Origin of the sequence: Streptomyces sp. NBC_00250 (assembly GCF_036192275.1) — a bacterium.
In the GTDB taxonomy this organism is placed as follows: domain Bacteria; phylum Actinomycetota; class Actinomycetes; order Streptomycetales; family Streptomycetaceae; genus Streptomyces.
In genome coordinates this window covers 7093831-7118368 of the sequence record NZ_CP108088.1, presented here as the reverse complement: position 1 = coordinate 7118368, position 24538 = coordinate 7093831, and the positions used below count along the sequence as shown (strand labels likewise).

Below are 24538 nucleotides of genomic sequence, written 5' to 3'. Positions count from 1 at the left end.
GACCCTCATCCATGAGCATCCAGACCTGTGTGATCTCCACCACCAAGATCGTCCCTGCCGCCCCGCCGCCGGAACGGAGCCAGGACGACCCCCCTCGGCTACCGTGGATCCATGACGGTGATCGCGGGTCGTTACCGGCTTCTGGACGTCCTCGCCGAGGGGGCGACGGGCACCGTCTGGCGCGCCCTGGACGAGACGGACCGCCACGAGGTGGCCCTCAAGGAGTTCAAGGCCCCGGACGGACTGCCGGCCGACGAGGCACTCCTCCTGTACGCGCGGCGCGAGCGCGAGGTGCGGGCCGCCGCCCGGATCTCCCACCCCGCCGTCGTGCGGGTCCTCGGGGTGGCCACCGAGGACGGCCGGCCCTGGGCCGTCATGGAGCTCGTACGGGGGCTCACTCTGGCCGAGACGCTGGAGGCGGCCGGTCCGCTGCCTCCGCGCGAGGCCGCCCGCGTCGGCGCCGAGGTCCTCGCCGGACTGCGGGCGGCGCGCGAGGGGGGTGTCCCGCACCGGGGCGTGGATCCGGAGCACGTGCTCCTCGCCAACGACGGACGGATCGTCGTGACCGGCTTCGGTACGACCCCGGGGGACGATCCGGGTCCGGCGGCGGAGCTGCGCGCCCTGGGGGCGCTCCTCGACGCGACGGCCTCGGCCCTGCCGTCGGCGCCGCCCTCGAAGGACGACCGGGCAGGGGCACTCCACACTCTGGTCGAAGGGCTGCTCCACGAGGACCCGGAGCACTCTCCTGACACGGAGCGGGTCGAGCGGGAACTGCGACGGTTGACGACGGGCGGTGCCGGACCCGCGCGGAGCGAGGCGCGTCCCGGTGCGCCCTCCGTTCCGGCGGACGCACCGACGGACGCGCGGACGGACATGCGGACGAATGCTCCGGTGGGAGGCGAGCCGGGTCGGCGGAGCGGGAGCACGGGCGGCAACACCCCTGCGGAAGACATGAGTTCGCTGCGGAGATCCCGTGGGACCAGGGCACCTCGCCGGGCCCACGTCCTCCTCGCCGGACTGATCGGCGCGCTCCTCATCGCGGGAGCGCTGGCGTACCACCTCGCCCGGGACGACGAGCGAGGCGCCGGGCCCGGGCCGGGCGGTGTCACGAGCACCGCTCCGGCCGGCCCCGGCGCCACGGACGGCGCGGGTGGGGGTCCGGTCAGACCGCGTTCCTGAAGCTGGGGAGGTAGCCGCCGGACTGCCCGGAGGCCGTCGGGTGGTAGGACTCCCCGATGTTGAGCCAGTTGACGCTGTGCAGCCATGAGGAGCTGGAGCAGATCTCGTGTCCGGTGAAGGCCGGCACGACGCTGGAGAAGGTGTAGCCGTGGTCGGCTGCACGCTTGGCGACGGCCGCGTTGAGGTAGTCGGAGGCTCCGTTGATGGCGCTGCGCTCGTTCTCGCTGAGGCCGGCGATGCAGCCGCCGCCCAGTTGGTAGAAGCGCGGGTAGCCGAGGACGACCACGTGGGCGGCGGGTGCCTTGTTCCTGATCGCCGTGTAGACGGAGTCGAGTTTGCCGGGCAGCGTCGTGTCGACGTAGCTCTTGGCCTGATTCACGCGGCTGATGCAGGTGGCTTCGGACTGCAGCACACAGGTCGTCATGACGTCGGCGAAACCGGCGTCATTTCCCCCGATCGTGATGGAGACCAGGTCAGTGGCGGACGTGAGCGGTCCGAGCTGATTCGCGGTCACATCACCCGTTCGGGCGCCCGAGCAGGCGGTGAACGAGAAGGACGAGGGGGCGTTCGCGTTCTTCCACAGGACCGGGAACGCCTTCGTGGAGCGCTTGCAGTCGCCGCTGGCGCTGTCGTAACTCCCGGAGCCGACGCCGGAGGAGTACGAGTCGCCAAGGGCCACATAGTCGAGTGCGGCGGTCTCCGCGGCCTGGGCGGCGCCCGCCCCGGTGAGGGCGAGGACGGCGCCGAGGAGCAGCGAGGACGAAAGGGCGGCAAAGCGGGACAGTCTCATGGAACCTCCCTGTAGCAGGATCTCTGCGCTACCAGGTAGTAGCATCGGATCCGCCGCACCGGAAGTGTTCATGTCAAAACTGAGGATGAACGTCGTCCGATCCTCCGTCAGCGACCGTCAGGATCCGGCCATCATGGGAAGCGGAAGTTCCGGTCCCGCCAAACGATCGAACGCGGTCGCGACACATTCACACAACAAAACACAGAAGTGTGATCCCGAATCACTGTTCCCTGCACGCAAACGGATTGATCGAATCCGATCGGGACGCTTGCACATCTGACCGTCGAAGCTTCGCCAAACTACGGAAAAGCGGGCCACAGATCCGGGACTTGCCATACAGTCCCATTCATCAATACCGTCGTACATCTCACCCGCACCGGTCCATCACGCACAGCGGCTCAGGGGAGGGCTCTAGCGTCGCTGATGGTCCCGGAGCGGGGCGCGGTAGGGGGGTGCCGTGCTCGGTGTTCGAACGTGCGCCGAGTCGCGGGTACCGCGCGGCCAGACATGCCAACTCGCCGATCCCGCAAGGAGATCGTTTCTGTGCGGGCGGGGCGAGAACCCCCCTTTCGAACCGGACACACCATCGGACCGCCCAAGGGGTGGGCGGCCCACCGGACGAGAGGGAAACCAGACCCATGAGCTCGTTCCTGCGCCCATCCACCTCGGGCCAAGAAATGACCGAGCCGAGTCGAATAGCCGCCCAGTACCGGGCCATCACCTCACATCTGGCGATCACTCCGCCGGTGAGTGTCGTCATTCCCGCGATGAACGAAGCCGAAAATCTTCCGTATGTGTTCAAGACACTGCCGGAATGGATTCACGAAGTCGTCCTCGTCGACGGAAATTCCACCGACAACACGGTGGACGTCGCCCGTGAACTCCGGCCGGACGTCAAGGTCGTCAAGCAGGTCGGAAAGGGCAAGGGCGACGCCCTGATCAGCGGCTTCGCCGCCTGCACGGGCGACATCATCGTCATGGTCGACGCGGACGGCTCGGCCGACGGCCAGGAGATCGTCTCCTATGTCTCCGCCCTCGTCGGGGGTGCCGATTTCGCCAAGGGCTCCCGTTTCGCCAACGGCGGCGGCACGGACGACATGACGACCATCCGCAGACTGGGCAACTGGGCCCTCTGCTCGCTCGTCAACCGCAAGTTCGGCGCCCGGTACACCGACCTCTGCTACGGCTACAACGCCTTCTGGCGCCACTGCCTCGACAAGATCACCCTCGACTGCACCGGATTCGAGATCGAGACCCTGATCAACATCCGGGTCGTCACGGCCGGCCTCAAGGTGCAGGAGGTGCCGAGCCACGAGTACAACCGCATTCACGGCGTCAGCAACCTCAACGCCGTCCGCGACGGCATCCGGGTCCTCAAGGTCATCCTCAAGGAGAAGGCCGTCAGCAAGGCCGCCCGCCGCCGGCCCGCCCCGTTCTCGGTCAACGTCCCCCGGGGAGAGGTGTCTTGAACGACCGCACGTCCCCGCACGGCTTCTCCGTGGTGATCTGCGTCTACACGGAGGAGCGGTGGGAGGACATCCTCGCCGCCGTCGACTCCGTACAGAAGCAGTCACTGCCCGCCCTGGAGACACTGCTCGTGGTCGACCACAACGAGCGGCTCCTCTCCCGGCTGACCGAGGAGTACGCGGAGCAGCGGCTCGGCGGCGAAGTGCGAGTGCTCGCCAACGCGGGCCCCCGCGGCCTCTCCGCCGGCCGCAATACCGGAATCGCCGCCGCCCGCGGCGAGTTCGTGGCCTTCCTCGACGACGACGCCGTCGCCGAGCGGGACTGGCTCCACCACTTCGCCGCCGCCTACGACGACCCGCGCGTCATGGCCGTCGGCGGCCGGACCCTGCCCGCCTGGGAGTCCGGCGGCCGCCCGGCCTGGTTCCCGGAGGAGTTCGACTGGGTCGTCGGCTGCACCTACCGGGGCCTGCCCCCGGGCCGCGTCCCCGTGCGCAACGTGCTCGGCGGCAACGCCTCCTTCCGCCGTACGGCCTTCGACGCGGCCGGCGGATTCGCCACCGGCATCGGGCGGGACGGCGACCGGCGGCCCCTCGGCGGCGAGGAGACCGAACTGTGCATCCGGCTCTCGAAGGCGCTGCCCGAGGCGATCCTGCTCATCGACGACCGCGCGGTCATCCACCACAAGGTGCCCGCCGCCCGCCGGCGCTTCGGCTACTTCCGCACCCGGGTCTACGCCGAGGGCCTCTCCAAGGCGCTCGTCGCCCGCAGCGTCGGCGCGCAGAAGGGCCTGGAGGCCGAACGGCGCTACACCACACGGGTGTTGCCCGCCGGAGTGCTGCGCGGAATGCGCGACGCGCTGCTCGGACGCGCCGGCGGCGCGGGCCGGGCCGGGGCGATCGTGACCGGCGTGACGGTCGCGGCCGGCGGCTACGCGCTGGGTTCGCTGCGGGCCCGGAGGAGCGGGACGACGTTCTCCTGGGGGCCGATCGAGCGGAACGGATCCGAGGAGACGGATCCGGTCGACGCCGGGGCTCCCGAAGGAGCGGCCCGATGACGGAGACCGCGGCCGGGCCCGCCGCCGTACCCGTCCTCATGTACCACGCCGTCGACCCGGACCCCGCTCCCGCGACCCTCGGGCTCTCCGTCACCCCCGAGGCCTTCGCGGCCCAGATGGAGGTGGTCGCCGAGCGGGGATTCACCCCGCTGACCACAGCGGCGCTCGCCGCCGCATGGCGCGACGGCGGGCCGCTGCCCGCGCGGCCGCTCCTCGTCACCTTCGACGACGGGTACGAGGGGGTGCACCGGTACGCCCTGCCGGTGCTCGCCAAGCACTCCTTCGCGAGCACCGTCTTCGTCTCCACCGGCTGGCTGCGCGGCAGGCACGGGACCGGCGGGGCGCTCGACACCATGCTCGACTGGGCGCAGGTGCGCGAACTCGCCGACGCGGGCACGGAGATCGGCGGACACAGCCACACCCACCCCCAGCTCGACCAGCTCGACGCCCGGCGGCTCCGGTTCGAGACGCTGCGCTGCCGGGAGATCGTGGCCGAGGAACTGGGAACGGCCCCGGCCTCCTTCGCGTACCCCTACGGGTACTCCAGCCGCCGGGTCCGCCGGACCGTCCGGGAGGCCGGCTTCACCCAGGCGCTCGCCGTCGGCAACGCGCTGGCCAGGCGCAGCCAGGGGCCGTACGCCCTGGAGCGGGTGACCGTGCGCCGGTCCACCGGAGTCGAGGAGTTCACACGGCTCGTGGAGGGCAGGGCGATCGCCCGGAACTTCGCGGCGGACCGGGTCATGACGAAGGGGTACGCGCTCGCGCGGCGCGCCCGGGGAGCGGTGCGGGGACACTGGATCTGAAGCCGCTGGTCCGGCTCCGGGACGCGGCCGTCCGAGGAAAGGTCCCGTTCAAAACCCGGTGCACGGAATGCCCGGTTGCCGGATCATGGGCGCCATGGCTGACACCCCACCGGTACCGTCCGAGCCGCAGCGGTCGCTGCCGATCCGGCTCAACCTCGACGACAGCGACTCGCCCTCGGACGTCGTGGACGCGCTGTTCCTCGGCCGTTTCGCGACCGGGGAGCAGCCCCACTCGCACAGCACCACCGTGGACCGGGTCAAGCCCGAGGCGACGCTGCTTCCCGCCGGGGCCACGGTCCTGCGGGCCGCGAAGGACGACGACCGCAGCGCCGTGCTCGCCGAGGGCGAGGGCTGGACGCTGCTGATCTCCCGCTGGAACCGGGGCGCGGACGTCACCGTCACGGCCGCCGACGCGGACCTCGCCGAGCGGGTCCTGAAGGAGGCCACCGACGGGGCCAAGGACGAGCCGGAGCCCCAGCCGGAGAACGTGACGATGGGGTTCTGGTACGTCTCCCCCCGGCGCGGCCCGCACCGGACGACCCGGCAGATCAGCGCCGGGACCTGGGACGAGGTCCGGCCCAACTACTCGGCGCCGGTGGCCGATTCCATGGACCGGCTGATGAAGGTGACGCCCGACTCGATCGCCGGCCGCCTCCTGCTGCTGCACGGCCCGCCGGGGACGGGCAAGACGTCCGCGCTGCGGACCCTGGCGCGGTCCTGGCGGGACTGGTGCCAGGTGGACTGCGTCCTCGATCCGGAGCGGCTCTTCAACGACGTCGGCTATCTGATGGACATCGCCATCGGGGAGGACGAGGGCACCGCGAAGGGGCGCTGGCGGCTGCTGCTCCTGGAGGACTGCGACGAGCTGATCCGGGGCGAGGCGAAGCACACGGCGGGTCAGGCCCTGTCGCGGCTGCTGAACCTGACGGACGGTCTGCTCGGCCAGGGGCGCAACGTCCTGGTCGGCGTCACCACCAACGAGGACCTGGAGCGGCTCCACCCGGCCGTGGTCCGGCCGGGCCGCTGCCTGGCCCGTATCGAGGTGGGACCGCTGAGCCGGGCCGAGTCCGTGGAGTGGCTCGGACGCGAGGAGGACGTGCCGCGCGAGGGCGCGACGCTGGCGGAGCTGTTCGCCCTGCGCCGCGGCACGCCCCCCACGGAGCTCCCGGAACCCCGCACGGCGGGGGCGGGCCTGTACCTCTGAGGAAGTCCGGGCGGGTCAGCTGTCGTACGCGGCGCGCAGGGCTTCGCTGAGCGCCGCCTCGGCCGCCTCACGGCTGAGACCGAGGCGGCGGGCCTCCTCGGCGTACTGGGCGGCGGCGGTGGCGGCCCGGCGGGTCGCCGCGTCCCCGGCGGCCGCGACGAAGGTGCCGTGACGCCCACGCGTCTCGATCACCCCGTCCGCCTCCAGCGCCTTGTACGCCTTGGCGACCGTGTTCGCGGCGAGGCCCAGCTGCTCCGCGAGCCCTCGTACCGTCGGCAGCTTGTATCCGACCGGCAGTCTGCCCGACCGGGCCCGCTCCGAGATCTGGGCACGCAGCTGTTCGTACGGAGCGGTGGTGGATTCGTGGTCCACGGCGATGGTGAGTGTCACCCCGCCGATTCTGCCCCCACCCCACCGGAAAATGGGAGGCGGCGGCGCACCCCCGGCCCGTAGCGTGCGACCACATGACTGTGATCGTCCGTGATGTACACGCCGAGGACGCCGAGGGTTTCGCCCGCGTCCGGCGGGCCGCCCTCCCGTTCATGCTCGCGACCGCCGAGCAGCTCGTGTTCGACTGGGCGCACGCCCATCCCGACAGCCACTACCGCCCGCTCGTCGCCGTCACCGAGGCCGGCGGGATCGTCGGAACCGCCCAGGTCGGCATCGCGCACGACGCGGCGGAGCCCGGGATCGGCTACGCCAACGTGTACGTGGACCCCGCGCACCTCGGGTACGGCGCGGGCACCCTGCTGCTGCGCGCCGCCGAGGAGCACCTGGCCGAGCGGGGGGCGCGGACCCTGTACAGCTGGGTCCTGGACGCGCCGGAGAACCTCGCCTGGGCCGCGCGGCGCGGGTACTCCCCCAGCCGTTCCGCCTACTTCCTCCGGCTCGACCTCAGCACGGCCGAGCTGCCGCCGCTGGAGGCGCCGCCGGCCGGTGTCGAGCTGCTCACGGCCGCGGACTTCGCGGCCGATCCTCGGCCGCTCTTCGAGCTGGACGCGCTGACGACGGCCGACGAGCCGGGCGACGTGGGGGCGGAGCTCGACGACTACGGGCACTGGCGGGCGACCGTCTGGGAGCACCCTCTCTTCGATCAGGCGCTGACGACGGTCGCGGTGGTGGACGGCGTACCGGCGGCGTTCAGCGCGGCGCAGACGGACGGCCTCGGCCGGTACAACTCCGGGATGACGGGCACCTCGCCCGACTTCCGGGGCCGCGGGCTCGCGAAGCTCGCCAAGAACACGTCGCTGCACCGGGCCCGCGCGGCGGGCTGCACGGAGGCGTTCACCGGGAACGACACCGGGAACGAGCCGATGCTGGCGATCAACAAGTGGTTCGGTTACGAGGTAGGAGCACGGGAGGTACGGCATGTCCGGACGATCGGTTGAGGTCACTCTGACGAAGGCGGGCCGGACGAAGATCCGCTACCCGGCGGAGGTGCTCACGGAGGACGCCGCCCGGCTCTCGGTGCGCGCCCCGTGGGCGGCGGAGGGCGTACGGGACTTCGGCTTCGTGCGGTTCGAGCCGGGCGACGTCTTCGTGGAGCACTTCTGGCGCGACCGGTGGTTCACGGTCAAGGAGGTGTGGTCCGCCGACGGCGCCCTGAAGGGCTGGTACTGCGACATCACCCGGCCGGCCGTGATCGACGGCTCGGGGGTGGTGGTCGAGGACCTGGACCTGGACCTGTGGGTGTCGGCGGACGGCAGCGAGGTGCTGCGGCTCGACGAGGACGAGTTCGCGGCGAGCGGGCTCGCCGCCTCCGATCCGGAGGCGGCGGCGTGCGCCGTGGTCGCCCTCGACGAGCTGGAAGTGCTGGGGCGCGAGGGCCTGATCGCGCTGCTGGGCTAGGTCGTGTCCGGAAAGTGCGCCGTCTGCCCGCAGGGCAGAGCCTGTCGGACAGGCCCTAGCGCAGTTCGACGTCCGACTCCTCGACGGCGAGGAAGTCGGGCGTCGGCAGGCCCGTCCCGCCGGTCGTGAGCTGCATGAGCGTGGCCTGCACCCTGGCCGTGCCCTGCCGGTAGGCGGGGTCCTTCACGACGGAGGTGTTGACCCACTCGTGGAGGTGCCCGTCGCAGACGGCCCGGGTGCCGCCGATGCCGGCGGAGCGGTCGCCCTGGACGAGGGTGGAGCTGACGAAGACGGGGCCGGCGCTGTCGTCGAGGCAGCGGTACGTACCGGAGAGGGTCACGGTGCTGTCGTCGGCGACCGTTCCGTATCCGAAGACGGAGAGGCCGTCGGCCCCGTCCGAGGCGGAGAAGACGTCGGCCCCTCCCGCGTGGGCGAGAGGGGCGACGGCGGCGGAGGCGAGCAGAACGCCTGCGGCGAGGACGAGTCGGGCGCGCATGAGCGGGGTCCCTTCGGGGTGGGGGATGGTGCTGCCCGCCAGGGATACCGGATCAGGCCGCCGCGCGGCCGAAACTCACCCTATTGGGGGCGAGTTGAGGGCCTTTCGGTAGGGGATACGGTCGTACGGTCCGTCCACGCGACGCCTGACGGCCTCGGAGCCGTACCGCTCGTGGTCCTGTGTCATGCCGACACGTGGCGACGTCCGGCGATCACCTTCCTCACCAGCGGCCAGGCGAGCAGGAGCACGACGACCGCGTACACGGTGAGCGAGAACGGGGTGTTCACCAGGCCGGTGAGGGAACCGTCGCTGATCTGCAGGGCGCGGCGCAGCTGCTGCTCGGCGGCCGGGCCGAGGATGACCCCGATGACGGCCGGCAGGACCGGCAGTCCGTAGCGTCGCATACCGAGCCCGATCAGGCCGATGACCAGCAGGATGACCAGGTCGAGCGCCTCGCCGCCCACCGCGTACGCGCCGACGGCGGCGAAGAAGAGGATGCCGGCGTAGAGGTACGGGCGCGGGATGCGCAGCAGCTTGGCCCAGACGGGTGCGAGCGGCAGGTTGAGCGCGAGCAGCAGCACCATGCCGACGAACAGCGAGGCGATGAGCCCCCACACCAGGTCGGGCTCCCGCTCGAAGAGCAGCGGGCCGGGCTGGATGCCGTACTGCTGGAACGCGGCCAGCATCACGGCGGCGACGGCCGTCGTGGGCAGTCCCAGGGTCAGCATCGAGACGAGCGTCCCGGCGGCCGAGGCCGAGGCCGCCGACTCGGGTCCCGCCACACCCTCGATGGCGCCCTTGCCGAACTGCTCCTTGTGCGGGGAGAGACGCTTCTCCGTGACGTACGAGAGGAAGGTCGGGATCTCCGCGCCGCCGGCCGGGATCGCGCCGAACGGGAAGCCGATGAGGGGCCCGCGCAGCCAGGACTTCCAGGTGCGCTTCACATCGTCCCCGCCCAGCCAGGGGCGGCCGACGGGAATGGCCTCCCCCGCCGTGCGGCGCAGGTGCGCCGCGACCCAGAGGGCCTCGCCGATGGCGAAGAGTCCGACCGCGACGATGACGACGTCGACGCCGTCGGCGAGCTGGAGCGAGCCGAAGGTGAGGCGCTGCTGCCCGGTCATCTGGTCGAGGCCGACCAGACCGATCGTGAGGCCGATGAGCAGGGAGGCGAGACCGCGGATGCGGGAGGAGCCGAGGACCGAGGTCACCGCGATGAAGGCGAGGACCATCAGGGCGAGGTAGTCGGGGGCGCCGATGTCGACGGCGAGGGCGGCGACCGTCGGGGCGAGGACGACCAGCAGGATCGTGCCGATCATGCCGCCGGCGAAGTGGCCGATGGCGGCCGCGGCGAGCGCCTGCGCGCCCCGGCCCGCCTTGGCCATCGGATTGCCCTCGATGGCGGCGACGACGGCCGCGCTCTCCCCGGGGGTGTTGAGGAGGATCGAGGTGGTGGAGCCGCCGAACATGGCGCCGTAGTAGATGCCCGCGAACATGATGAACGCGCCGGTCGGTTCGAGTCCGTAGGTCACCGGGAGCAGCAGGGCCACGGCCATGGCGGGGCCGATGCCGGGCAGGACGCCGATGGCGGTGCCGAGGAGCACGCCGATGGCGGCCCAGAGCAGGTTCATCGGGGTGAGGGCGGTGCCGAAGCCGTCGATGAGGGAGTTCAGGGAATCCATGGGTCAGATCACTCCCATCAGCGGACCGCCGGGCAGCGGGACGCCGAGCAGCTTGTCGAAGACGACGTAGGTCAGGAGCGAGAGGGCGGCCGCGATCAGCGGGTCGCGGTGGTGGTGGCGGCTGCCGAGGGCGTAGGCGGCGCCCCAGAAGAGGAGCGCTCCGGCGACGGGGAAGCCGACGGGTCCGATGAGGACGGCGAAGGCGAGGAAGACCCCGGCGAGGAGCAGGACCGTGCGCCAGTCGGCGGGCTCGGTCAGGTCGACGTCCTCGCCGGCCTCGGCCTCGCCGCGGCCGCCGCGCAGGACGTCGACGGAGAGGAGGACGGCGACCACGAGCAGTCCGCAGCCGACGACGAGGGGGACGGTGGCGGGGCCGACGGGGCCGCGGCCCGCGAGGTCGGCGTCGAGGGTGAGGGCGTCGGTGAGGACGAGCACGCCGAGGGCGAACAGCAGGACCCCGACGCCGAGTTCGGACCGCTCACGCAGCCAGGACGCGACGTTCTCCCTCTTGGCGCCCGAGGACGGGGTGTTCACGGATTCGGTGCTCGCGGATGCGTCGTTCGCGGATTCGGTGCGTGCAGATGCGTTGCTCGCGGATTCGGTGCTCACAGGCCGAGCTCCTTCAGTACGGAGCCGACGCGGCGGTCCTGCTCGGCGAGGAAGGCTCCGAACTCCTCGCCGGGCAGGAAGGCGTCGTTCCAGCCGTGGGTCTTCAGCGACTCGCGCCACTGCGGGGAGTCGTGCAGTTCCGTCACCAGGGTGACGAGCTTGTCGCGTTCGGCGTCGGAGAGGCCGGGCGGGGCGACGATGCCGCGCCAGTTGGTGAACTCGGTGTCGAGACCCGCCTCGCGGAGGGTGGGGGCGTCGAGCCCGGGGACCCGCTTCGGTCCGGTGACGGCGAGCAGGCGCAGCTCGCCCGCCTTGATCTGGTCGAGGTACTCGCCGACGCCGGAGACGCCGAAGGCGACCTTGTCGCCGAGGATCGAGGCGAGGAGCTCGCCGCCGCCGTCGAAGGGGACGTAGTTGACGTCCTTCGGGGCGATCCCGGCGGCCTGGGCCATCAGCATCGGGGCGAGGTGGTCGGGGCCGCCGGGCGAGGAGCCGCCGCCGACGGGGAGCTTGCCGGGGTTCTTCTTCCAGTCCGTGAGGAGGTCCTGGATGGTCTTGTACGGGGAGTCCTTGCCGACCACGACGATGTCCTGCTCTTCGGTGAGCCGGGCGATCGGGGTGGTGTCGGCGAGGGTTCTGGGGGTCTCGTTGGTGTGGACGGCGCCGACGACGCCGAGGCCCATGGACATGGCGAGGCGGCCGTTGCCGCGTTCGCCGACGAGCCGGGTGAGGCCGACGGTGCCGCCCGCGCCGGGCAGGTTGAAGACCTCGATGTCACTGGTGAGGCCGGCCTCCTCGGCGTTCTTGGCGGCGGTGCGGGCGGTGATGTCGTATCCGCCGCCGGGGGTGTTGGGGACCATGAACCGCAGGCCGGGTATCTGGGTGCCGGTGTCGGAGCCGCTGCCGGGACTGAGCAGTGGCGGACCCGCCAGCACCAGGAGCGCGGCCCCGAGGAGGGCGAAGGGGGTGCGCAACCGCACGTGTGCCGCCTCTCAGGTTGAAGGGAAATGGGGGTGTGAGGTGGCCCACATGTTGCCCTCGCGTTAAGAAGCTGTCTCTCTTCCGCAATCAACGGACGTTGTGGTCGTTGTGGTCGGGACCTAGCGTGGGTCGTCGTGACGAACGTGCTGGTGGTGGACGACGACTTCATGGTCGCCAAGCTGCACTGCCGCTATGTGTCGGCGGTGGCGGGCTTCACGGTGTCCGGGGTCGCGCACAGCGGCGCGGAGGCGCTGCGGGCGGCCGAGCGGCTCAGGCCCGACCTGGTGCTCCTCGACGTCTTCCTGCCGGACATGGACGGCATCCAGGTGCTGCGGGAGCTGCGCGCGGCGGGCCTGGGCATGGACGCGCTCTTCATCACGGCGGCGCGGGACGTGGGCACCATCCGCGAGGCGCTGCGGGCGGGGGCGCTGCACTATCTGATCAAGCCGTTCAGCCAGGCGGCGCTGCACGAGCAGCTCCGCCACGTGGCCTCGCTCCGCAGCCGCCTCGACGAACTGGACGAGGCCCGCCAGGAGGACGTCGACCAGATCTTCGGCACCCGCCCCCGCGGCTCCCGGGAACTCCCGAAGGGCCTCGCCGCCCACACGGCCGACCTGGTCGACTCCGTGCTGCGCGCGCATCCGGAGGGCCTGTCGGCCACGGAGTGCGCGGAGGCCGGCTCGCTGTCCCGGGTGAGCGCCCGCCGCTACCTGGAGTACTTCGCGGAGACGGGCCGCGCGGAGATCACGCTGCGGTACGGGGGGACGGGGCGGCCGGAGCGGCGGTACCGGCGACTGGGCTGACGCCCGCCCCGCTGTGCGTCACTCCTCGGGGGCGAGGCCGAAGCGGAGGTTCCTGGGCCGGGTCTCGTCCTCGCGAAGGTCCTCGGCGATCCGCTCGCGGGTCTCCTCGTCCACCTCCGGGTCCACGGCGAGGGCGTTCAGGGCCGCACGGGCCGAGTCCAGGGTGCGCACGTTGAGGAGGGCGAGGGTCGCCTGCTCGACGGCCATCCGCCGCCGGATGTGGAGCGCGGCGAGCTCGGGGAACCAGGGATCGAGGGCGTCCACGTCGTCCGCGAGGCCGCACCAGTACAGGGCCGGTTCGACGATCCACCCGGCGATCCGCCACTTCCAGCGGCCCTCCCGGAAGTCGGTGGTGTCCAGGCCGTCGGCGGCGCAGGCGGCCTCGACCTCGGCCAGCCGGCCGACGGTGAGACGGGGCAGGTCCTTCACCTTCTCGCGCAGGATCTCGTGGCAGAACCAGTCGTCCGGCGGGACCTCGTCGTCGGCGAACATCTTCAACTTCTCGTAGACGCGCGGCTCCGGCTCGTCGAGCCGGGCGGGCGGCAGGCCCGCCTCCAGGACGCCCCGGACCAGGGCCCAGCGTTCGGCGGTCTCCTCGTCGGGCCAGTGGCCCCAGGTCCTGGGGAGCGCCCTCAGCCCCTCGGGGAAGATCGGGGTGTCGTCGGTCATCCGGCCTCCTCCCGGCGGGGTCCGGGGGCTGTTCCTCAGCCGCCTCTTACCTCCGCCTTAAAGCGATCCTAAGGATCGCCGTCTCCCGCTCTCCAGCGGGTTTTTCGCGGATCCGGGCAGCTAGTTTTCTGGGCAACCCCCCACACCACCCTCGTGAAGGAGCTGTCCCCCCATGACTTCTCGCCGTACCGCCGCCGTCACCGCCACCGCGGTGCTGGCCCTCTCCGGGCTCGCCTCCGCGCCCGCGTTCGCGCACGGGTCGATGACGGATCCCGTCAGCCGGGTCTCGGCCTGTTACGCGGAGGGGCCCGAGGCGCCGAAGTCGGCGGCGTGCAAGGCGGCCGTGGCGGCGAGTGGTGCGCAGGCGTTCTACGACTGGAACGCGGTGAACATCGCCAACGCCGCCGGCAAGCACCGCGGGCTGATCCCGGACGGCAAGCTGTGCAGCGCGGGCAACGACAAGTACCGGGGGCTCGACCTGGCGCGGGCCGACTGGCCGGCGAGCAGCATGAACTCCGGTGCGCACACGTTCCGTTACAAGGGGACCGCGCCGCACCGGGGTTCGTTCGAGCTGTATGTGACGAAGGACGGGTACGACCCGTCGAAGCCGCTGAAGTGGTCGGACCTGGAAGCTCAGCCGTTCGCGACGGTCACCGACCCGCGGATGGAGAGCGGCGACTACGTCTTCCAGGGCACCGTGCCGAAGAAGTCCGGCCGGCACCTGATCTACTCGATCTGGCAGCGCTCCGACTCCCCCGAGGCCTTCTACACCTGCTCGGACGTGGTGTTCGGGAAGGACAGCGGCGGTACGGCCCCGGCGCCGACCGCGTCCGCCCCGAGCGACGAGCAGATCGAGGAGGGTCAGGACGAGTCCTCGGTCGAGCACGGCGGGCACGGGGACGGTGACGCCTCCACGGGCGCGGGCACCGAGGAGACTTCGGCGGCGCCCGAGCCGAGCCGGGAGCCGAGCCGGCCGGCCGAGCCCGAGGGCGTCGAGACCTCCTCCGCCGCACCCAACGCGCCTGCTCCCGCCGCCGGTTCGGACGCCGGCTCCGGCGAGGTGCTCGCCGAGACCGGTGGCGACGCCACCACCCCGTATCTCGCGGTGAGTGGCGCCGCCGTGCTGGCGCTCGGTGCGGCCGTGCTCTTCGGGTCCGCCCGGCGGCGCCGCACCCAGGGCTAGGACAGGCCCTGGTACCGGGGCCGGAAGGCCTAGCCGATCACCGAGAGGCAGGTGGTCGGGGTCGCGTGGGCCGGGTCGAGGGCGTTGGCCACCTCGTGGAAGGTGACCCGGTCCACCGTGCCGATCGCCACGTGCTCGGACAGGTCGAGCGCGCACTTGTCCTGGATGAGGACGTTGGTGACGTTCGGGCCGGTGAGGAACTGCGAGCGGTACGGGGTGACCACCTCGTCGTACTGGGTCGCGATGACGTGGTAGCGGACCCCGGGCACGGTGTCGCCGCCCTCGTTGAGCTTGGTGATGAACGGCGAGCCGGCGATCTGATCGGCGAGGCCCGGGGTGTTGGCCTTGATCAGGTCCTCCGCGCCGGGGAAGTACGGCAGGAGCTTGGTGAGGCCGAGCAAGGTGGTGCCGTGGTTGTCGGGGGCGATCCCGACGAGTGCGTTCACCTTCTCGGCCCCGCCGAGGAACTTGAGGTACCAGCGGGGCATCATGCCGCCCTGCGAGTGTCCGACGATGTCGGCCTCGGGGGCGCCGGTGGCGGCGAGGACCCGGTCGACGTAGGTGTCGAGCTGTCCGGCGGACGCGGCGATGGGCCCGAGCCCGTGGAAGAACGGCACGTTCGGCAGCTGGCCGTAGTCGAGCGAGAAGACGCAGTAACCGCGGTTGACCAGGTAGGGCGCGAGCGCGAGCCAGTTGTCTACGGAGTTCCCGAGGGTTCCGTGGACGAGGACGACGGGGCGCGGGTGCGCGGCGGAGGGCTTGCAGGAGTAGTCGTTCCAGCCCCGGCTGGTGGTGGCGGTCTCGGCCTGGACGGAGGCGGAGGCCGAGGCGGCGGTGGTCGGGGCGAGCGTGGCGGCGGCGGCCAGCAGCAGGACGGACAGCGCTCTGACGGCGTGTTTCCAGGGCAGCATCGGGCGATCTCCTTGCGGCTCAAGGGGATGGTGGGGGTGCTACGCCCTGCGGTCCGGACCACAAGTGGGGATGCGCGATGGGGATGCGCTTCAGCCAAGCTACGCACGGGTAGCCTTGGCTGGGAAGTTACGCGTCGGTAAAAAGTGATGTGTCGTCATGAGTGCCTGGTGAAACGACCGTCGGGCCGTGTCTCGGGGCGCCGGTGCAGGTTGCCGGGCCTTGCCCCGGGTCGCCGGCGAGCCGTTCGACACGGCCGTCGGGCCGTCCTCCAGGCCGTCGGCGAGCACCGAGGCGCCGCCCGTGGGCCGGATCTCGTGGGGTCAGGCCTCGGCCAGGGCCGCCGATGCGCCGTCCGTCTCCCGGAGGGAGGCCGACAGGGCGCGGGCCTCGTGCTCGGTCATCCGGGGAGTGTCGTACGGCACGGCGTTGACCCAGCGCTGGGTCAGCCGGGCGATCCGCTCGCCGTACCGCTCCGCGGTGATCAGGTCGCCGCGCGATCCGGCGTCCTCCGGCCCCTGGTCGGCATGGCTCTGGCTCATCAGACCCAGCCACGAGCCCAGCCGGTTCACATCGTCGCGGGAGCCACCGCTCCAGTTGTTGCCCGGCATGTCGCCCACGCCGATCCACTGCATGCCCAGCTGCGCGCCGAAGACCGCCAGCTGTTCCAGGACCGCCAGCTTGTCGCCGCTCTGCGAGGCGGACATGGTGAACCCTCCGGCCAGCTTGTCCTTCCACGCCTGCGTGACGAACGGCGTGAACGCCGCCTCCATGAAGGCCTTGAACACCGCCGACACGCTGCCCATCAGCGTCGGGCAGCCGAGGACGATCGCGTCGGAGCGGTCGAGCAGCGCCAGTACCTCCGCATCGTGCCAACGGCCGGCGACGACGTCCTCGGGCCGGATCTCGACGAGATGCACCCGGGCGCCCGGCACGAGGCGCGCCCCGTCGGCGAGGCGCTCGGCCAGGACCCGGGTGTGCCCGTGCACCGAGTGGTAGACCACCGTCACCGTGGCCGTCGGCACCGCGGCCGTCGATGCACCCTGCTCACGTTCAACGTCATTGACTGTCATGTGCTGTTCGCCGCTTCCGGTCGTGGGGAGATCCCTGCTTGCCCTGCCATCACAGCCTGCGGACGGCACGGCATCAACGCCGAAGATCGGCACGCAGCGATCGGTCACACCGATCGATCGCGTTAGCCTGGCCCCGTGGACAGGATGGAACTGGAAGCATTCGTGGCCGTCGCGGAAGAGCTCCACTTCGGCCGCGCCGCCGCGCGCCTGCACCGGGGGCAGCCCACCGTCAGCGACGCCGTCAAGCGACTGGAGGGCACTTTGGGCGGGCGGTTGTTCCACCGCACCAGCCGCCGGGTGTCACTGACCGATCTCGGCGAGGCGCTGCTGCCCGACGCCCACGCCACCCTCGCCCAGCTGCGCCGCTTCAAGGAGCGCGGGCGCTCCCTGGCCGCCGGCGACCGGAGCCGTACCACCCTCGTCGTCGCCCACGCCGAATACACCGGCCACCAGCTGCTGTTGCGCTGTCTGCCGCAGCTGCGCGACCGTTTCCCCGACGTGACGATCGTGCCGGAGACCATGCCGACCACGGCCCAGCTCACCGCCCTGCGGGCGGAGACGATCGGGCTCGGCATCGGCTGGGCGACCGGCGACGTGAACGGCGTGAACGCGCGGGTGCTGTCCACCGAGAGGTTCATGGCGCTCGTCCCCGAGGCCCACCCGCTCGCCGGGTACGCCGAGCTGAGCGCGTCCGAACTGTCCACCGCCGGCCTGCTCACCTGGCCCCACCAGATCAACAGCGGTCTCTGCGACCGCCTGCTGTCGGCCTTCCGGATCGGCGGAGCCGACCTCCGGATCATCAGGACCGCCGACAGCGTGCACGCCATCGCCGCTCATGTCGCCGCGGGAACGGGCATCGGCATCACCGTCGAATCCGCACTCGACCACCGGCCGCCCGGCCTGCGGATCATCCCCCTCACCGGCCCTTCGACCACCGCCGACCAGGTCGTCCTCACCTCCACCGACCCGTCGGACACCGCCACGGCACTGCGCGACCTGCTGCTGCGCGCCTCGGCAGAGCTGCCCTAGGAGGCCGGGGGCGCGGTGGAGGGGGAGCCAGGGCTACGCCGCGGGGCGGAACGTGGCGGCCGGGCGCACCGCGTGGGCTCCGAACCGGGCGTTCGCGCAGTCGACCGCCGCCTCCACCGCCAGACGGGCTTCGTGCGCGGGGTCCAGCGACATCTGCCGGGCCACGCACTCGGCCCCGACGAGCTCCTCGGCACGCAGCACCATGCCGGTCAGCCGGGCCCGCTGCAGCCCCGCCGCGTCCATCAGCTGATACGTCACGGCCCGCAGGTCCTCGTTGTGCGCGGACGGTTCCGGGAGCCGCCGGGTCTTCTCCCACTGCGGGCCGCCGGCGAACTGCAGCCTCAAGGACAGGCCCCGGGCCGCCTGTCCACGGTTGCGCAGCATCGCCCCCAGCCGCACCACCAGACCGAGAAGGGCCGCCCTCGCGGAGCTGCCGTCGAGTTCCTGCCGGGAGAACCTGTGCCTGACACCGGCCGACAGCGGCAGGTCCTTCGGCACGACCTGGCGTACGTCGATGCCGCGGGCACGCTGTGCGGCCAGCCGCCCGGCTCCCCGCCCCAGGACCCGTTCGACAACGCTCTGCGGAGCCTCGGCCAGCGCGCCGATGGTGTGCAGGCCGTACTTCCTCAGCAGCTCCGCCTGCCGGGGGCCGATGCCGTGCAGCGTCTCCACCGGGAGCGGGGCCAGGAAGGCGCCCACCGCGTCATCGGGCACGGCCAGGACGCCGCCGGGCTCCGTCATGTGGCCGGATGCCATCGCCGCCACCGTCTGCGTCCCGGCAACCCCGACGCGTACATCCGTACCCAGCCGAGCCAGTGCGCGAAGCCGCACCAGCTCCGCGATGTGTTTGGCGTCCGCTCCGAAGTACCGCTGCGCGCCTCGTACTTCCACCAGCGCCGCCCCGGGCGGAACGGCCTGGACGAGGGGGGAGAACTCGCGCAGCAGCTCCAGCACCGCCCGATAGCCGTCCTCCGGCAGCCGTGGGGCGCATCGCACGTGCAGGATGCTCGCCGAGTCGTCGCGCCGCCCGACATCACTCACGGGTATCTCTCCTCTCCCGCATCCGCATCCACATCCGCATGCAGGTTTGCCCCTTTATGCCCCTACCTGCCCTCCCACCCTAAAGCATGTTCGAATATTTGTGCGAGTCGATTGAGCCGAAGCCCGCCTCGCCACACCCGTCAACCAAGGTTGACGCGAGAGTGGATGTCAACGTAAGTTGACGACATGACCGATGCGACCGATCTCGCCGCACGGGCGGGCGACCGCGACCCCCGGGTCGGGCTACGGGCCGTCTCCGCCCTGCGGCGACTGCTGGAACAGCTGGAAGCCGTCCAGGTGCGCAGTGCGCGCAACCAGGGATGGTCGTGGCAGGAGATCGCGACCGAACTGGGAGTAAGCCGACAGGCCGTCCACAAGAAGTACGGGAGGCAGTGATGTTCGAACGGTTCACGAAGGCCGCACGCGCCGTGGTGAAGGGGGCGGTCGAGCACGCGGAGCGGGGTGGCGCGACGGTCGTCACCGAGGAGCACCTGCTGCTCGCCCTGCTCGACGGGGAGGGCACCCGGGCGTCGGACGCGCTGCGCACGCTGTGCCCGCCGGACCGCCGCCCGTCCCTGGTGGCAGCCCTGACCGACGCCCGGCGCCGGGCGGGACTCTCCCGGGCGGACGAGGAGGCCCTGGCGGACCTCGGCATCGACGTCGGCGCGATCGTGGCGCGGGTGGAGGAGACCCACGGCGCGGGCGCGCTGGCGGGTGACCGCAAGGACTCCGGGTGGTGGTCCGGCCGCCGGTCCTTCTCGCGGGCGGCCAAGACCGTCCTGGAGAAGTCCCTCCGGGTGGCACTGGCCCGCAAGGACCGGGAGATCGGCGACGAGCACATCCTCCTGGCGCTCACCACGACCGGCGGGGTCGTCTCGGAGGCCCTGGCCGACCACGGCGTGACGTACGCCTCCGTCGACACGGCGGTCTCCGGCGCGACGGCCCCCTGACCCCCGCCCGCGCTGCCCGAGGCGCCCCCGGCGCTCCCGGCGCCCGGGGAGCGGCTCAGCCCGCGCTCCCCGGGCTGCTGTGCCACAACTTCCGCCCGCTCGGGGCCCCTTCGCCCGCCGGCTTGAGGTCGGCCCAGGGGTTCATCTCGTAACCGGTGGACATCCTGATGCGGCGACCGGAGTCGCCGTTCGCCCCGGCCGGGGCGGGTTCGGCGAGCAGGTCCCCCACCGCGCCCAGGCCGCCGGACGCCCGGAGTTCGACCAGTTCGGCGAGGTTCCAGGCGGCGGCGCCGACCACGCTGACGCTGCGGGGGCCGCGCCGCTGGACCACGCCCCTGACCAGGAGCAGCCAGGAGTGGAAGACGGTGTGGGCGCAGCGCTCGTGGGCGTCGTCGAAGAAGGCGAGGTCGACCAGGCCGGTGCCGTCGTCGAGGGTGGTGAAGATGACCCGCTTGCCGGAGCGGATGGGCGGGGTCTGGGTGGCGGCTTTGGCGCCCGCGACGAGGACGGTCCTGCCGTGCGGGGTCTCGCGGAGGCGCTGGGCGGAGACGACGCCGAGTTCGCGGAGGAAGGCCTGGTGGTCGCCCATGAGGTGGCGGGAGGTGTCCATGCCGAGGATGCCGAGTTCGGCGCTGAGGCGTTCCGTCTCGTCGAGGTCGGGCAGGCCGACGGGTGCGGTCTTCCCGCCCTGCGCGAGCGGGAGTTGACCTCCGTGGGAGGCGGCTCCCCGCTGGACGCGGCGGAGTTCGGTGAGGTGCAGGAGGAGGTCGCGGCGGTTGGCGCCGAAGGCATCCAACGCGCCGACCTGGGCGAGCCGTTCGGCGACGGGGGTGCGGGGGCGGGCCCGTTCCCAGAAGTCGAGGAGGGAGGCGTACGGCTGCCCGGCCTCGATCCGGGTGCTCTCGGCCTCGCTGATGCCGTGCACGTCGGTGAGGCCCAGCCGGAGCCCCCACCGCTCAGGAGAATCAGACACCAGTTCGATACGATGGGCGACCGCCGACCTGTTCACATCCAGCGGCAGCACCGCCACCCCCCGCCGCCGCGCGTCCGCGAGCAGCAGCCGCTTGGGGTACATGCCGGGGTCGTGGGTGAGCAGCCCGGCGTAGAAGGCGGCCGGGTGGTGCGCCTTGAGCCAGGCCGACTGGTACGTCGGCACGGCGAAGGCCACGGCGTGCGCCTTGCAGAAGCCGTACGAGCCGAAGGCCGCCACGATCCCCCAGGTACGGGCGACGACCTCGTCCCCGTATCCGCGCGCGGAGGCCTGCCGGGCGAACCAGAGCTTGATCCGGCCCTGCGATTCGGCGTCCGAGAGTCCGCGTCGCACCTGGTCGGCCTCGTCTCGGCGGCAGCCGGTCATGATCCGTACGATCTCGATGATCTGCTCGTGGAAGACGACCACGCCGTACGTCTCCCGCAGGGTCTCCTCCAGGTCGGGATGCGGGTAGCGGACGGGGGCGCGGCCGTGCCGGGCCTCGATGAAGGGGCGGACCATGTCGGCGGCGACCGGGCCCGGCCGGAAGAGCGAGATGTCGACGACGAGGTCGTGGAAGGTGGCGGGCTGGAGCCGGCCGACCAGGTCGCGCTGGCCCGGCGACTCGATCTGGAAGCAGCCGAGGGTCTCGGTGGAGCGGATGAGCCGGTACGTCTCGGGGTCGCCCTCAGGGACCGCGTCGATGTCCGGGCGGGTGCCGGTGGCCCGTTCGACCTCGGCGACGGCGTGGGCCATCGCGGACTGCATGCGGACCCCGAGGACGTCGAGCTTGAGCAGCCCGAGGTCCTCCACGTCCTCCTTGTCGAACTGGGACATGGGGAACCCCTCGCCGCTGGTGGGCACCACGGGGGTGCGGGCGAGCAGCGAGGCGTCCGAGAGCAGGACCCCGCAGGGGTGCATGGCGGTGCCGCGCGGCAGCGCGTCGAGGGCTTCGACCAGCTCCCAGAGACGTCCGAACTTCTGGCGCTCGCCCGCGAGTTCGCGCAGTTCGGGCAGTTCGTCGAGGGCGGCGAGCGCGTCGCGGGCGCGGATGTGCGGGAAGGCCTTGGCGAGCCTGTCGATCTCGGCGGGGTCCATGGAGAGGGCCGCGCCCACGTCCCGTACCGCGTGGCGGACCCGGTAGGTCTCGGGCATGGAGACGGTGGCGACGCGTGCGGTGCCGAAGCGGTCGATGATCGCCCGGTAGACCTCCAGGCGGCGGGCGGACTCCACGTCGATGTCGATGTCGGGCAGGGCGGTGCGGCGCTTGGAGAGGAAGCGTTCCATCAGGAGGCCGTGCTCGACCGGGTCGGCGTGTGCGATGCCGAGGAGGTGGTTGACGAGGGAGCCGGCGCCGGAGCCGCGGGCGGCGACCCGGATGCCCATCTTCCGGACGTCGTCGACGACCTGGGCGACCGTCAGGAAGTAGGTGGCGAAGTGGTGGTGGGCGATGACGTCCAGTTCGCGGTGCATCCGGTCCCAGTAGGCGCCGCGCCTCTCGTACCCCTTGAGGATCATGCCGGCGGCGGCCCGGGAGGTGAGGACGCGCTGGGCGGTGCGGTGCTCGGCGCCGACGAGGTGCGGTTCGGGGAAGTGCGCGGAGCCGATGCCGAGGTCGTCCTCGGGGTCGACCAGACAGGCGGCGGCGACCGTCGCGGTCTGTTCGAGGAGCCGGTGGGCGGTGTCCCGGCGGAAGCCGGCGGCCTCGACGATCCGTTCGGCGGCGGCCAGCATGTCGTCGGCGCCCTTGAGCCAGGCCTCGCCGCTGTCGAGCTCCTTGCGGGGGTCGACGGGGACGAGGCGGCGGGCGGAGTCGAGGACGTCGGCCACCGGGCCCTGGCCGGGGTCGGCGTAGCGGACGGAGTTGCCGATGACGGGCCGGACGCCCTGTTCGGCGGCGAAGCCGACGGTACGGGCGGCGAGCCGCAGGGAGCCGGGCCCGGTGCCGGAGCGCCGGTGGTCGACGGCCGCGAGGCGCAGCGCGTCGCCGTACCGCTCGCGCCAGGGGGCGAGCAGTCGGACGGCCCGGTCGGGGCGGCCGGCGGCGAGGGCGCGACCGACGTCGGAGTCGGGGCCGAGGAGGACGAAGACGTCCTCGTCGCACAGGGCGGACCGGGGCAGCAGGGGCCGCTCCCCTCCCCCGGCGTGGGCGGCGGTGATCATCGCGCAGAGCGAGGCCCAGCCGGTGCGGGAGCGGGCGAGGAAGAGGGCGCGGGGCGCGGACTCGTCGACGAAGGCCCCGCCCCTGACGGGCGCCCGCCGTACGTCGCGCGTACCCTCGGGCCCCGGCATCCGCCCCGGGGCCGGGGCCGGCACCGTCGCCTCGTACGCGAGGTCCACGCCGAACAGCGGGCGGATGCCCTCCTTCGCGCATGCCTTGGCGAAGCGGATCGTGCCCGCGAGGGTGTCGCGGTCGGTCAGGGCGAGTGCGTCCATGCCGCGCTCGGCGGCACGTGCGGCCAGTCGTTCGGGGTGGGAGGCGCCGTAGCGCAGGGAGTAGCCCGACGCGGTGTGCAGGTGCGTGAATCCCGGCATGGCGCACCTCCCGGCTCCCGCATTGAAATCGTACGTATGTTCCCACCCCCTCGTCCTTCACTTTAGCCCATTTCGAACGTCCGTACGATAACCGTGCCGGGCCGTCCTCCGGTCAGCCATTCGGGCGCATCCCACCTGCGGAAACACCCCCTGCACCCGAGCGTGGGGGCATGAGCCTCGTCGACGAACTGAAAAGCGCCGTCACCCCCCGAGCCGCCCTCCTTGTCGTCGGCGTCCTCGCCCTCCAGCTCCTCTTCATCACCTCGTACGTCGGGGCCCTGCACCACCCCAAGCCGAGGGACGTCCCCTTCGGCGTCGTCGCGCCCCCGAGGGTCTCCGCCCAGCTCGTCGAACAACTGGACCAGCTCCCCGGCGCCCCGCTCGACCCCCGTACGGTCACCGACGAGGCCACGGCACGGGACCAGATCCTGAACCGGGACATCGACGGCGCCCTGATCGTCAACCCCGCCGGCCGCACCGACACCCTGCTCGTCGCCTCCGGCGGCGGCACCGCGCTCTCCCGCACCCTGGAGGCGATCTTCATCAGCGTGGAGGAGGCCCAGCAGCGCACCGTACGGACCGTCGACGTGGCCCCCGCGTCGAGAGAGGACTTCAACGGGCTCTCGGCCTTCTACCTCGTCGTCGGCTGGTGCGTCGGCGGCTACATCTGTGCCGCGATCCTGGCGATCAGCGCAGGCTCCCGGCCCGCCAACCTCGAACGAGCGATCATCCGCCTCGGGGTCCTCGCGCTCTACTCGGTCCTCGGCGGACTCGGCGGCGCGATCATCGTCGGCCCGATCCTGGGCGCCCTGCCCGGCAGCGTCGCCGCCCTGTGGGGCCTGGGCACCCTGGTCGTCTTCGCCGTCGGCGCCGCCACCCTCGCCCTGCAGGCGGTCTTCGGGATCGTCGGCATCGGCCTGGCGATCCTGCTCATCGTGATCGCGGGCAACCCCAGCGCGGGCGGCGCGTTCCCGCTGCCGATGCTGCCCCCGTTCTGGAACGCGATCGGCCCCGCCCTGCCACCGGGCGCGGGCACCTGGTCGGCGCGCTCGATCGCGTACTTCAAGGGCAACGACATGACCGGCTCGATGCTGGTCCTCTCGGCCTGGGCGGTCGTCGGCACGGTGATCACCCTGGTGATGTCCTCCCTGAAGCGCAAGCCCGAGTCGGAGCCGATCGCGGAGGAGCTGGACCCCGCGAACGGCGCGCCGACCCGCTGAAGCCCAAAACCCCTGGCCCAAACCTTCCCCGGCCGTTACGTTCGCG

The 24538-nt window shown here is 72.0% G+C and carries 24 protein-coding genes; 13 read left to right on the top strand and 11 right to left on the bottom strand.

Features of this window, described 5'->3' with window-relative positions; genetic code table 11:
* Nucleotides 1–111 precede the first annotated feature (111 nt).
* The gene (locus tag OG259_RS32260; protein ID WP_328945455.1) at nt 112–1179 is read left to right on the top strand and encodes a serine/threonine-protein kinase; all 1068 of its coding nucleotides are present in this window, start codon (nt 112–114) and stop codon (nt 1177–1179) included.
* Here OG259_RS32260 and OG259_RS32255 read toward each other — a convergent pair.
* The gene (locus tag OG259_RS32255) at nt 1163–1969 is read right to left on the bottom strand and encodes an SGNH/GDSL hydrolase family protein (protein WP_328945454.1); all 807 of its coding nucleotides are present in this window, start codon (nt 1967–1969) and stop codon (nt 1163–1165) included. The genes OG259_RS32260 and OG259_RS32255 overlap by 17 nt on opposite strands.
* A gap of 638 nt (nt 1970–2607) precedes the next feature.
* On the opposite strand from OG259_RS32255, the gene OG259_RS32250 reads away from it, so the two are divergent.
* The 4 genes from OG259_RS32250 to OG259_RS32235 all read left to right on the top strand — a co-directional run bounded on the left by OG259_RS32250 (nt 2608) and on the right by OG259_RS32235 (nt 6497).
* Nucleotides 2608–3438 (top strand): glycosyltransferase family 2 protein, encoded by an 831-nt coding sequence (locus OG259_RS32250; RefSeq protein ID WP_328945453.1) that lies wholly within the window; start codon nt 2608–2610, stop codon nt 3436–3438.
* Nucleotides 3435–4490, top strand: coding sequence for a glycosyltransferase family 2 protein (locus OG259_RS32245; RefSeq protein ID WP_328945452.1), 1056 nt, complete (start codon nt 3435–3437; stop codon nt 4488–4490). Before OG259_RS32250 ends, OG259_RS32245 begins: the two co-directional genes overlap by 4 nt.
* Nucleotides 4487–5293 (top strand): polysaccharide deacetylase family protein, encoded by an 807-nt coding sequence (locus OG259_RS32240; protein ID WP_328945451.1) that lies wholly within the window; start codon nt 4487–4489, stop codon nt 5291–5293. The genes OG259_RS32245 and OG259_RS32240 overlap by 4 nt, the downstream gene beginning before the upstream one ends.
* An 85-nt stretch (nt 5294–5378) precedes the next feature.
* On the top strand, nt 5379–6497 hold the full coding sequence (locus tag OG259_RS32235; protein WP_266890159.1) for a DUF5925 domain-containing protein: 1119 nt from the start codon (nt 5379–5381) through the stop codon (nt 6495–6497).
* 15 nt (nt 6498–6512) lie between these two features.
* Here OG259_RS32235 and OG259_RS32230 read toward each other — a convergent pair whose 3' ends face one another.
* Nucleotides 6513–6887 (bottom strand): GntR family transcriptional regulator, encoded by a 375-nt coding sequence (locus OG259_RS32230; RefSeq protein WP_266890161.1) that lies wholly within the window; start codon nt 6885–6887, stop codon nt 6513–6515.
* A gap of 74 nt (nt 6888–6961) precedes the next feature.
* Between OG259_RS32230 and OG259_RS32225 the strand changes: the two genes are divergently transcribed.
* On the top strand, nt 6962–7885 hold the full coding sequence (locus OG259_RS32225; protein WP_328945450.1) for a GNAT family N-acetyltransferase: 924 nt from the start codon (nt 6962–6964) through the stop codon (nt 7883–7885).
* A complete protein-coding gene (locus tag OG259_RS32220; RefSeq protein WP_328945449.1) occupies nt 7866–8345 on the top strand; it encodes a DUF402 domain-containing protein in 480 nt (159 codons plus the stop codon). Before OG259_RS32225 ends, OG259_RS32220 begins: the two co-directional genes overlap by 20 nt.
* A 55-nt stretch (nt 8346–8400) precedes the next feature.
* On the opposite strand, the gene OG259_RS32215 is transcribed toward OG259_RS32220, so the two are convergent.
* The 4 genes from OG259_RS32215 to OG259_RS32200 form a co-directional block, all read right to left on the bottom strand.
* A complete protein-coding gene (locus tag OG259_RS32215) occupies nt 8401–8841 on the bottom strand; it encodes a DUF6299 family protein (protein ID WP_328945448.1) in 441 nt (146 codons plus the stop codon).
* A 182-nt stretch (nt 8842–9023) separates the two neighbouring features.
* Nucleotides 9024–10520 carry a tripartite tricarboxylate transporter permease gene (locus OG259_RS32210; protein WP_328945447.1) on the bottom strand — a complete coding sequence of 499 codons (1497 nt, stop codon included), beginning with the start codon at nt 10518–10520 and terminating at the stop codon, nt 9024–9026.
* A gap of 3 nt (nt 10521–10523) precedes the next feature.
* Nucleotides 10524–11054: a tripartite tricarboxylate transporter TctB family protein gene (locus OG259_RS32205; protein WP_328947243.1), complete on the bottom strand. Its 531-nt coding sequence runs from the start codon at nt 11052–11054 to the stop codon at nt 10524–10526.
* A 71-nt stretch (nt 11055–11125) separates the two neighbouring features.
* Nucleotides 11126–12109, bottom strand: a complete 984-nt coding sequence (locus OG259_RS32200) for a Bug family tripartite tricarboxylate transporter substrate binding protein (RefSeq protein WP_328945446.1) — start codon at nt 12107–12109, stop codon at nt 11126–11128.
* A 135-nt stretch (nt 12110–12244) separates the two neighbouring features.
* Here OG259_RS32200 and OG259_RS32195 point away from each other — a divergent pair, with 135 nt between their 5' ends.
* Nucleotides 12245–12913 (top strand): response regulator, encoded by a 669-nt coding sequence (locus OG259_RS32195; protein ID WP_328945445.1) that lies wholly within the window; start codon nt 12245–12247, stop codon nt 12911–12913.
* Between the two features lie 18 nt (nt 12914–12931).
* On the opposite strand, the gene OG259_RS32190 is transcribed toward OG259_RS32195, so the two are convergent.
* A complete protein-coding gene (locus OG259_RS32190) occupies nt 12932–13582 on the bottom strand; it encodes a hypothetical protein (RefSeq protein WP_328945444.1) in 651 nt (216 codons plus the stop codon).
* A gap of 172 nt (nt 13583–13754) precedes the next feature.
* Here OG259_RS32190 and OG259_RS32185 point away from each other — a divergent pair, with 172 nt between their 5' ends.
* The gene (locus OG259_RS32185) at nt 13755–14765 is read left to right on the top strand and encodes a lytic polysaccharide monooxygenase (protein WP_328945443.1); all 1011 of its coding nucleotides are present in this window, start codon (nt 13755–13757) and stop codon (nt 14763–14765) included.
* 29 nt (nt 14766–14794) lie between these two features.
* Here OG259_RS32185 and OG259_RS32180 read toward each other — a convergent pair whose 3' ends face one another.
* Nucleotides 14795–15676, bottom strand: a complete 882-nt coding sequence (locus OG259_RS32180; protein WP_266890177.1) for an esterase/lipase family protein — start codon at nt 15674–15676, stop codon at nt 14795–14797.
* 321 nt (nt 15677–15997) lie between these two features.
* Nucleotides 15998–16699, bottom strand: coding sequence for a flavodoxin family protein (locus OG259_RS32175; protein ID WP_328945442.1), 702 nt, complete (start codon nt 16697–16699; stop codon nt 15998–16000).
* Nucleotides 16700–16891: 192 nt separating this feature from the next.
* Between OG259_RS32175 and OG259_RS32170 the strand changes: the two genes are divergently transcribed.
* A complete protein-coding gene (locus tag OG259_RS32170) occupies nt 16892–17776 on the top strand; it encodes a LysR family transcriptional regulator (RefSeq protein ID WP_328947242.1) in 885 nt (294 codons plus the stop codon).
* A gap of 33 nt (nt 17777–17809) precedes the next feature.
* On the opposite strand, the gene OG259_RS32165 is transcribed toward OG259_RS32170, so the two are convergent.
* Nucleotides 17810–18817 carry a DNA polymerase Y family protein gene (locus OG259_RS32165; RefSeq protein WP_328945441.1) on the bottom strand — a complete coding sequence of 336 codons (1008 nt, stop codon included), beginning with the start codon at nt 18815–18817 and terminating at the stop codon, nt 17810–17812.
* A 186-nt stretch (nt 18818–19003) separates the two neighbouring features.
* Between OG259_RS32165 and OG259_RS32160 the strand changes: the two genes are divergently transcribed.
* Both OG259_RS32160 and OG259_RS32155 read left to right on the top strand, forming a co-directional pair.
* Complete coding sequence (locus OG259_RS32160) at nt 19004–19213, top strand: helix-turn-helix domain-containing protein (protein ID WP_030315760.1); 210 nt, start codon at nt 19004–19006, stop codon at nt 19211–19213.
* Nucleotides 19213–19767: a Clp protease N-terminal domain-containing protein gene (locus OG259_RS32155; RefSeq protein ID WP_328945440.1), complete on the top strand. Its 555-nt coding sequence runs from the start codon at nt 19213–19215 to the stop codon at nt 19765–19767. Before OG259_RS32160 ends, OG259_RS32155 begins: the two co-directional genes overlap by 1 nt.
* Before the next feature lie 55 nt (nt 19768–19822).
* Here the strand turns inward: OG259_RS32155 and OG259_RS32150 are convergent, their stop codons facing one another.
* Nucleotides 19823–23272 carry a DNA polymerase III subunit alpha gene (locus tag OG259_RS32150; RefSeq protein WP_328945439.1) on the bottom strand — a complete coding sequence of 1150 codons (3450 nt, stop codon included), beginning with the start codon at nt 23270–23272 and terminating at the stop codon, nt 19823–19825.
* Nucleotides 23273–23442: 170 nt separating this feature from the next.
* Between OG259_RS32150 and OG259_RS32145 the strand changes: the two genes are divergently transcribed.
* Nucleotides 23443–24492, top strand: coding sequence for a DUF3533 domain-containing protein (locus OG259_RS32145; protein ID WP_328945438.1), 1050 nt, complete (start codon nt 23443–23445; stop codon nt 24490–24492).
* The last annotated feature ends 46 nt before the right edge of the window (nt 24493–24538 follow it).

What these genes read in the sequence shown, in the direction of transcription:
- OG259_RS32260 (WP_328945455.1), top strand. Translation starts at nt 112, where the DNA reads ATGACGGTGATCGCGGGTCGTTACCGGCTTCTGGACGTCCTCGCCGAG.
- OG259_RS32255 (WP_328945454.1), bottom strand. Translation starts at nt 1,969, where the DNA reads ATGAGACTGTCCCGCTTTGCCGCCCTTTCGTCCTCGCTGCTCCTCGGC.
- OG259_RS32250 (WP_328945453.1), top strand. Translation starts at nt 2,608, where the DNA reads ATGAGCTCGTTCCTGCGCCCATCCACCTCGGGCCAAGAAATGACCGAG.
- OG259_RS32240 (WP_328945451.1), top strand. Translation starts at nt 4,487, where the DNA reads ATGACGGAGACCGCGGCCGGGCCCGCCGCCGTACCCGTCCTCATGTAC.
- OG259_RS32235 (WP_266890159.1), top strand. Translation starts at nt 5,379, where the DNA reads ATGGGCGCCATGGCTGACACCCCACCGGTACCGTCCGAGCCGCAGCGG.
- OG259_RS32225 (WP_328945450.1), top strand. Translation starts at nt 6,962, where the DNA reads ATGACTGTGATCGTCCGTGATGTACACGCCGAGGACGCCGAGGGTTTC.
- OG259_RS32220 (WP_328945449.1), top strand. Translation starts at nt 7,866, where the DNA reads ATGTCCGGACGATCGGTTGAGGTCACTCTGACGAAGGCGGGCCGGACG.
- OG259_RS32215 (WP_328945448.1), bottom strand. Translation starts at nt 8,841, where the DNA reads ATGCGCGCCCGACTCGTCCTCGCCGCAGGCGTTCTGCTCGCCTCCGCC.
- OG259_RS32210 (WP_328945447.1), bottom strand. Translation starts at nt 10,520, where the DNA reads ATGGATTCCCTGAACTCCCTCATCGACGGCTTCGGCACCGCCCTCACC.
- OG259_RS32190 (WP_328945444.1), bottom strand. Translation starts at nt 13,582, where the DNA reads ATGACCGACGACACCCCGATCTTCCCCGAGGGGCTGAGGGCGCTCCCC.
- OG259_RS32185 (WP_328945443.1), top strand. Translation starts at nt 13,755, where the DNA reads ATGACTTCTCGCCGTACCGCCGCCGTCACCGCCACCGCGGTGCTGGCC.
- OG259_RS32180 (WP_266890177.1), bottom strand. Translation starts at nt 15,676, where the DNA reads ATGCTGCCCTGGAAACACGCCGTCAGAGCGCTGTCCGTCCTGCTGCTG.
- OG259_RS32170 (WP_328947242.1), top strand. Translation starts at nt 16,892, where the DNA reads ATGGAACTGGAAGCATTCGTGGCCGTCGCGGAAGAGCTCCACTTCGGC.
- OG259_RS32160 (WP_030315760.1), top strand. Translation starts at nt 19,004, where the DNA reads ATGACCGATGCGACCGATCTCGCCGCACGGGCGGGCGACCGCGACCCC.
- OG259_RS32155 (WP_328945440.1), top strand. Translation starts at nt 19,213, where the DNA reads ATGTTCGAACGGTTCACGAAGGCCGCACGCGCCGTGGTGAAGGGGGCG.
- OG259_RS32150 (WP_328945439.1), bottom strand. Translation starts at nt 23,272, where the DNA reads ATGCCGGGATTCACGCACCTGCACACCGCGTCGGGCTACTCCCTGCGC.
- OG259_RS32145 (WP_328945438.1), top strand. Translation starts at nt 23,443, where the DNA reads ATGAGCCTCGTCGACGAACTGAAAAGCGCCGTCACCCCCCGAGCCGCC.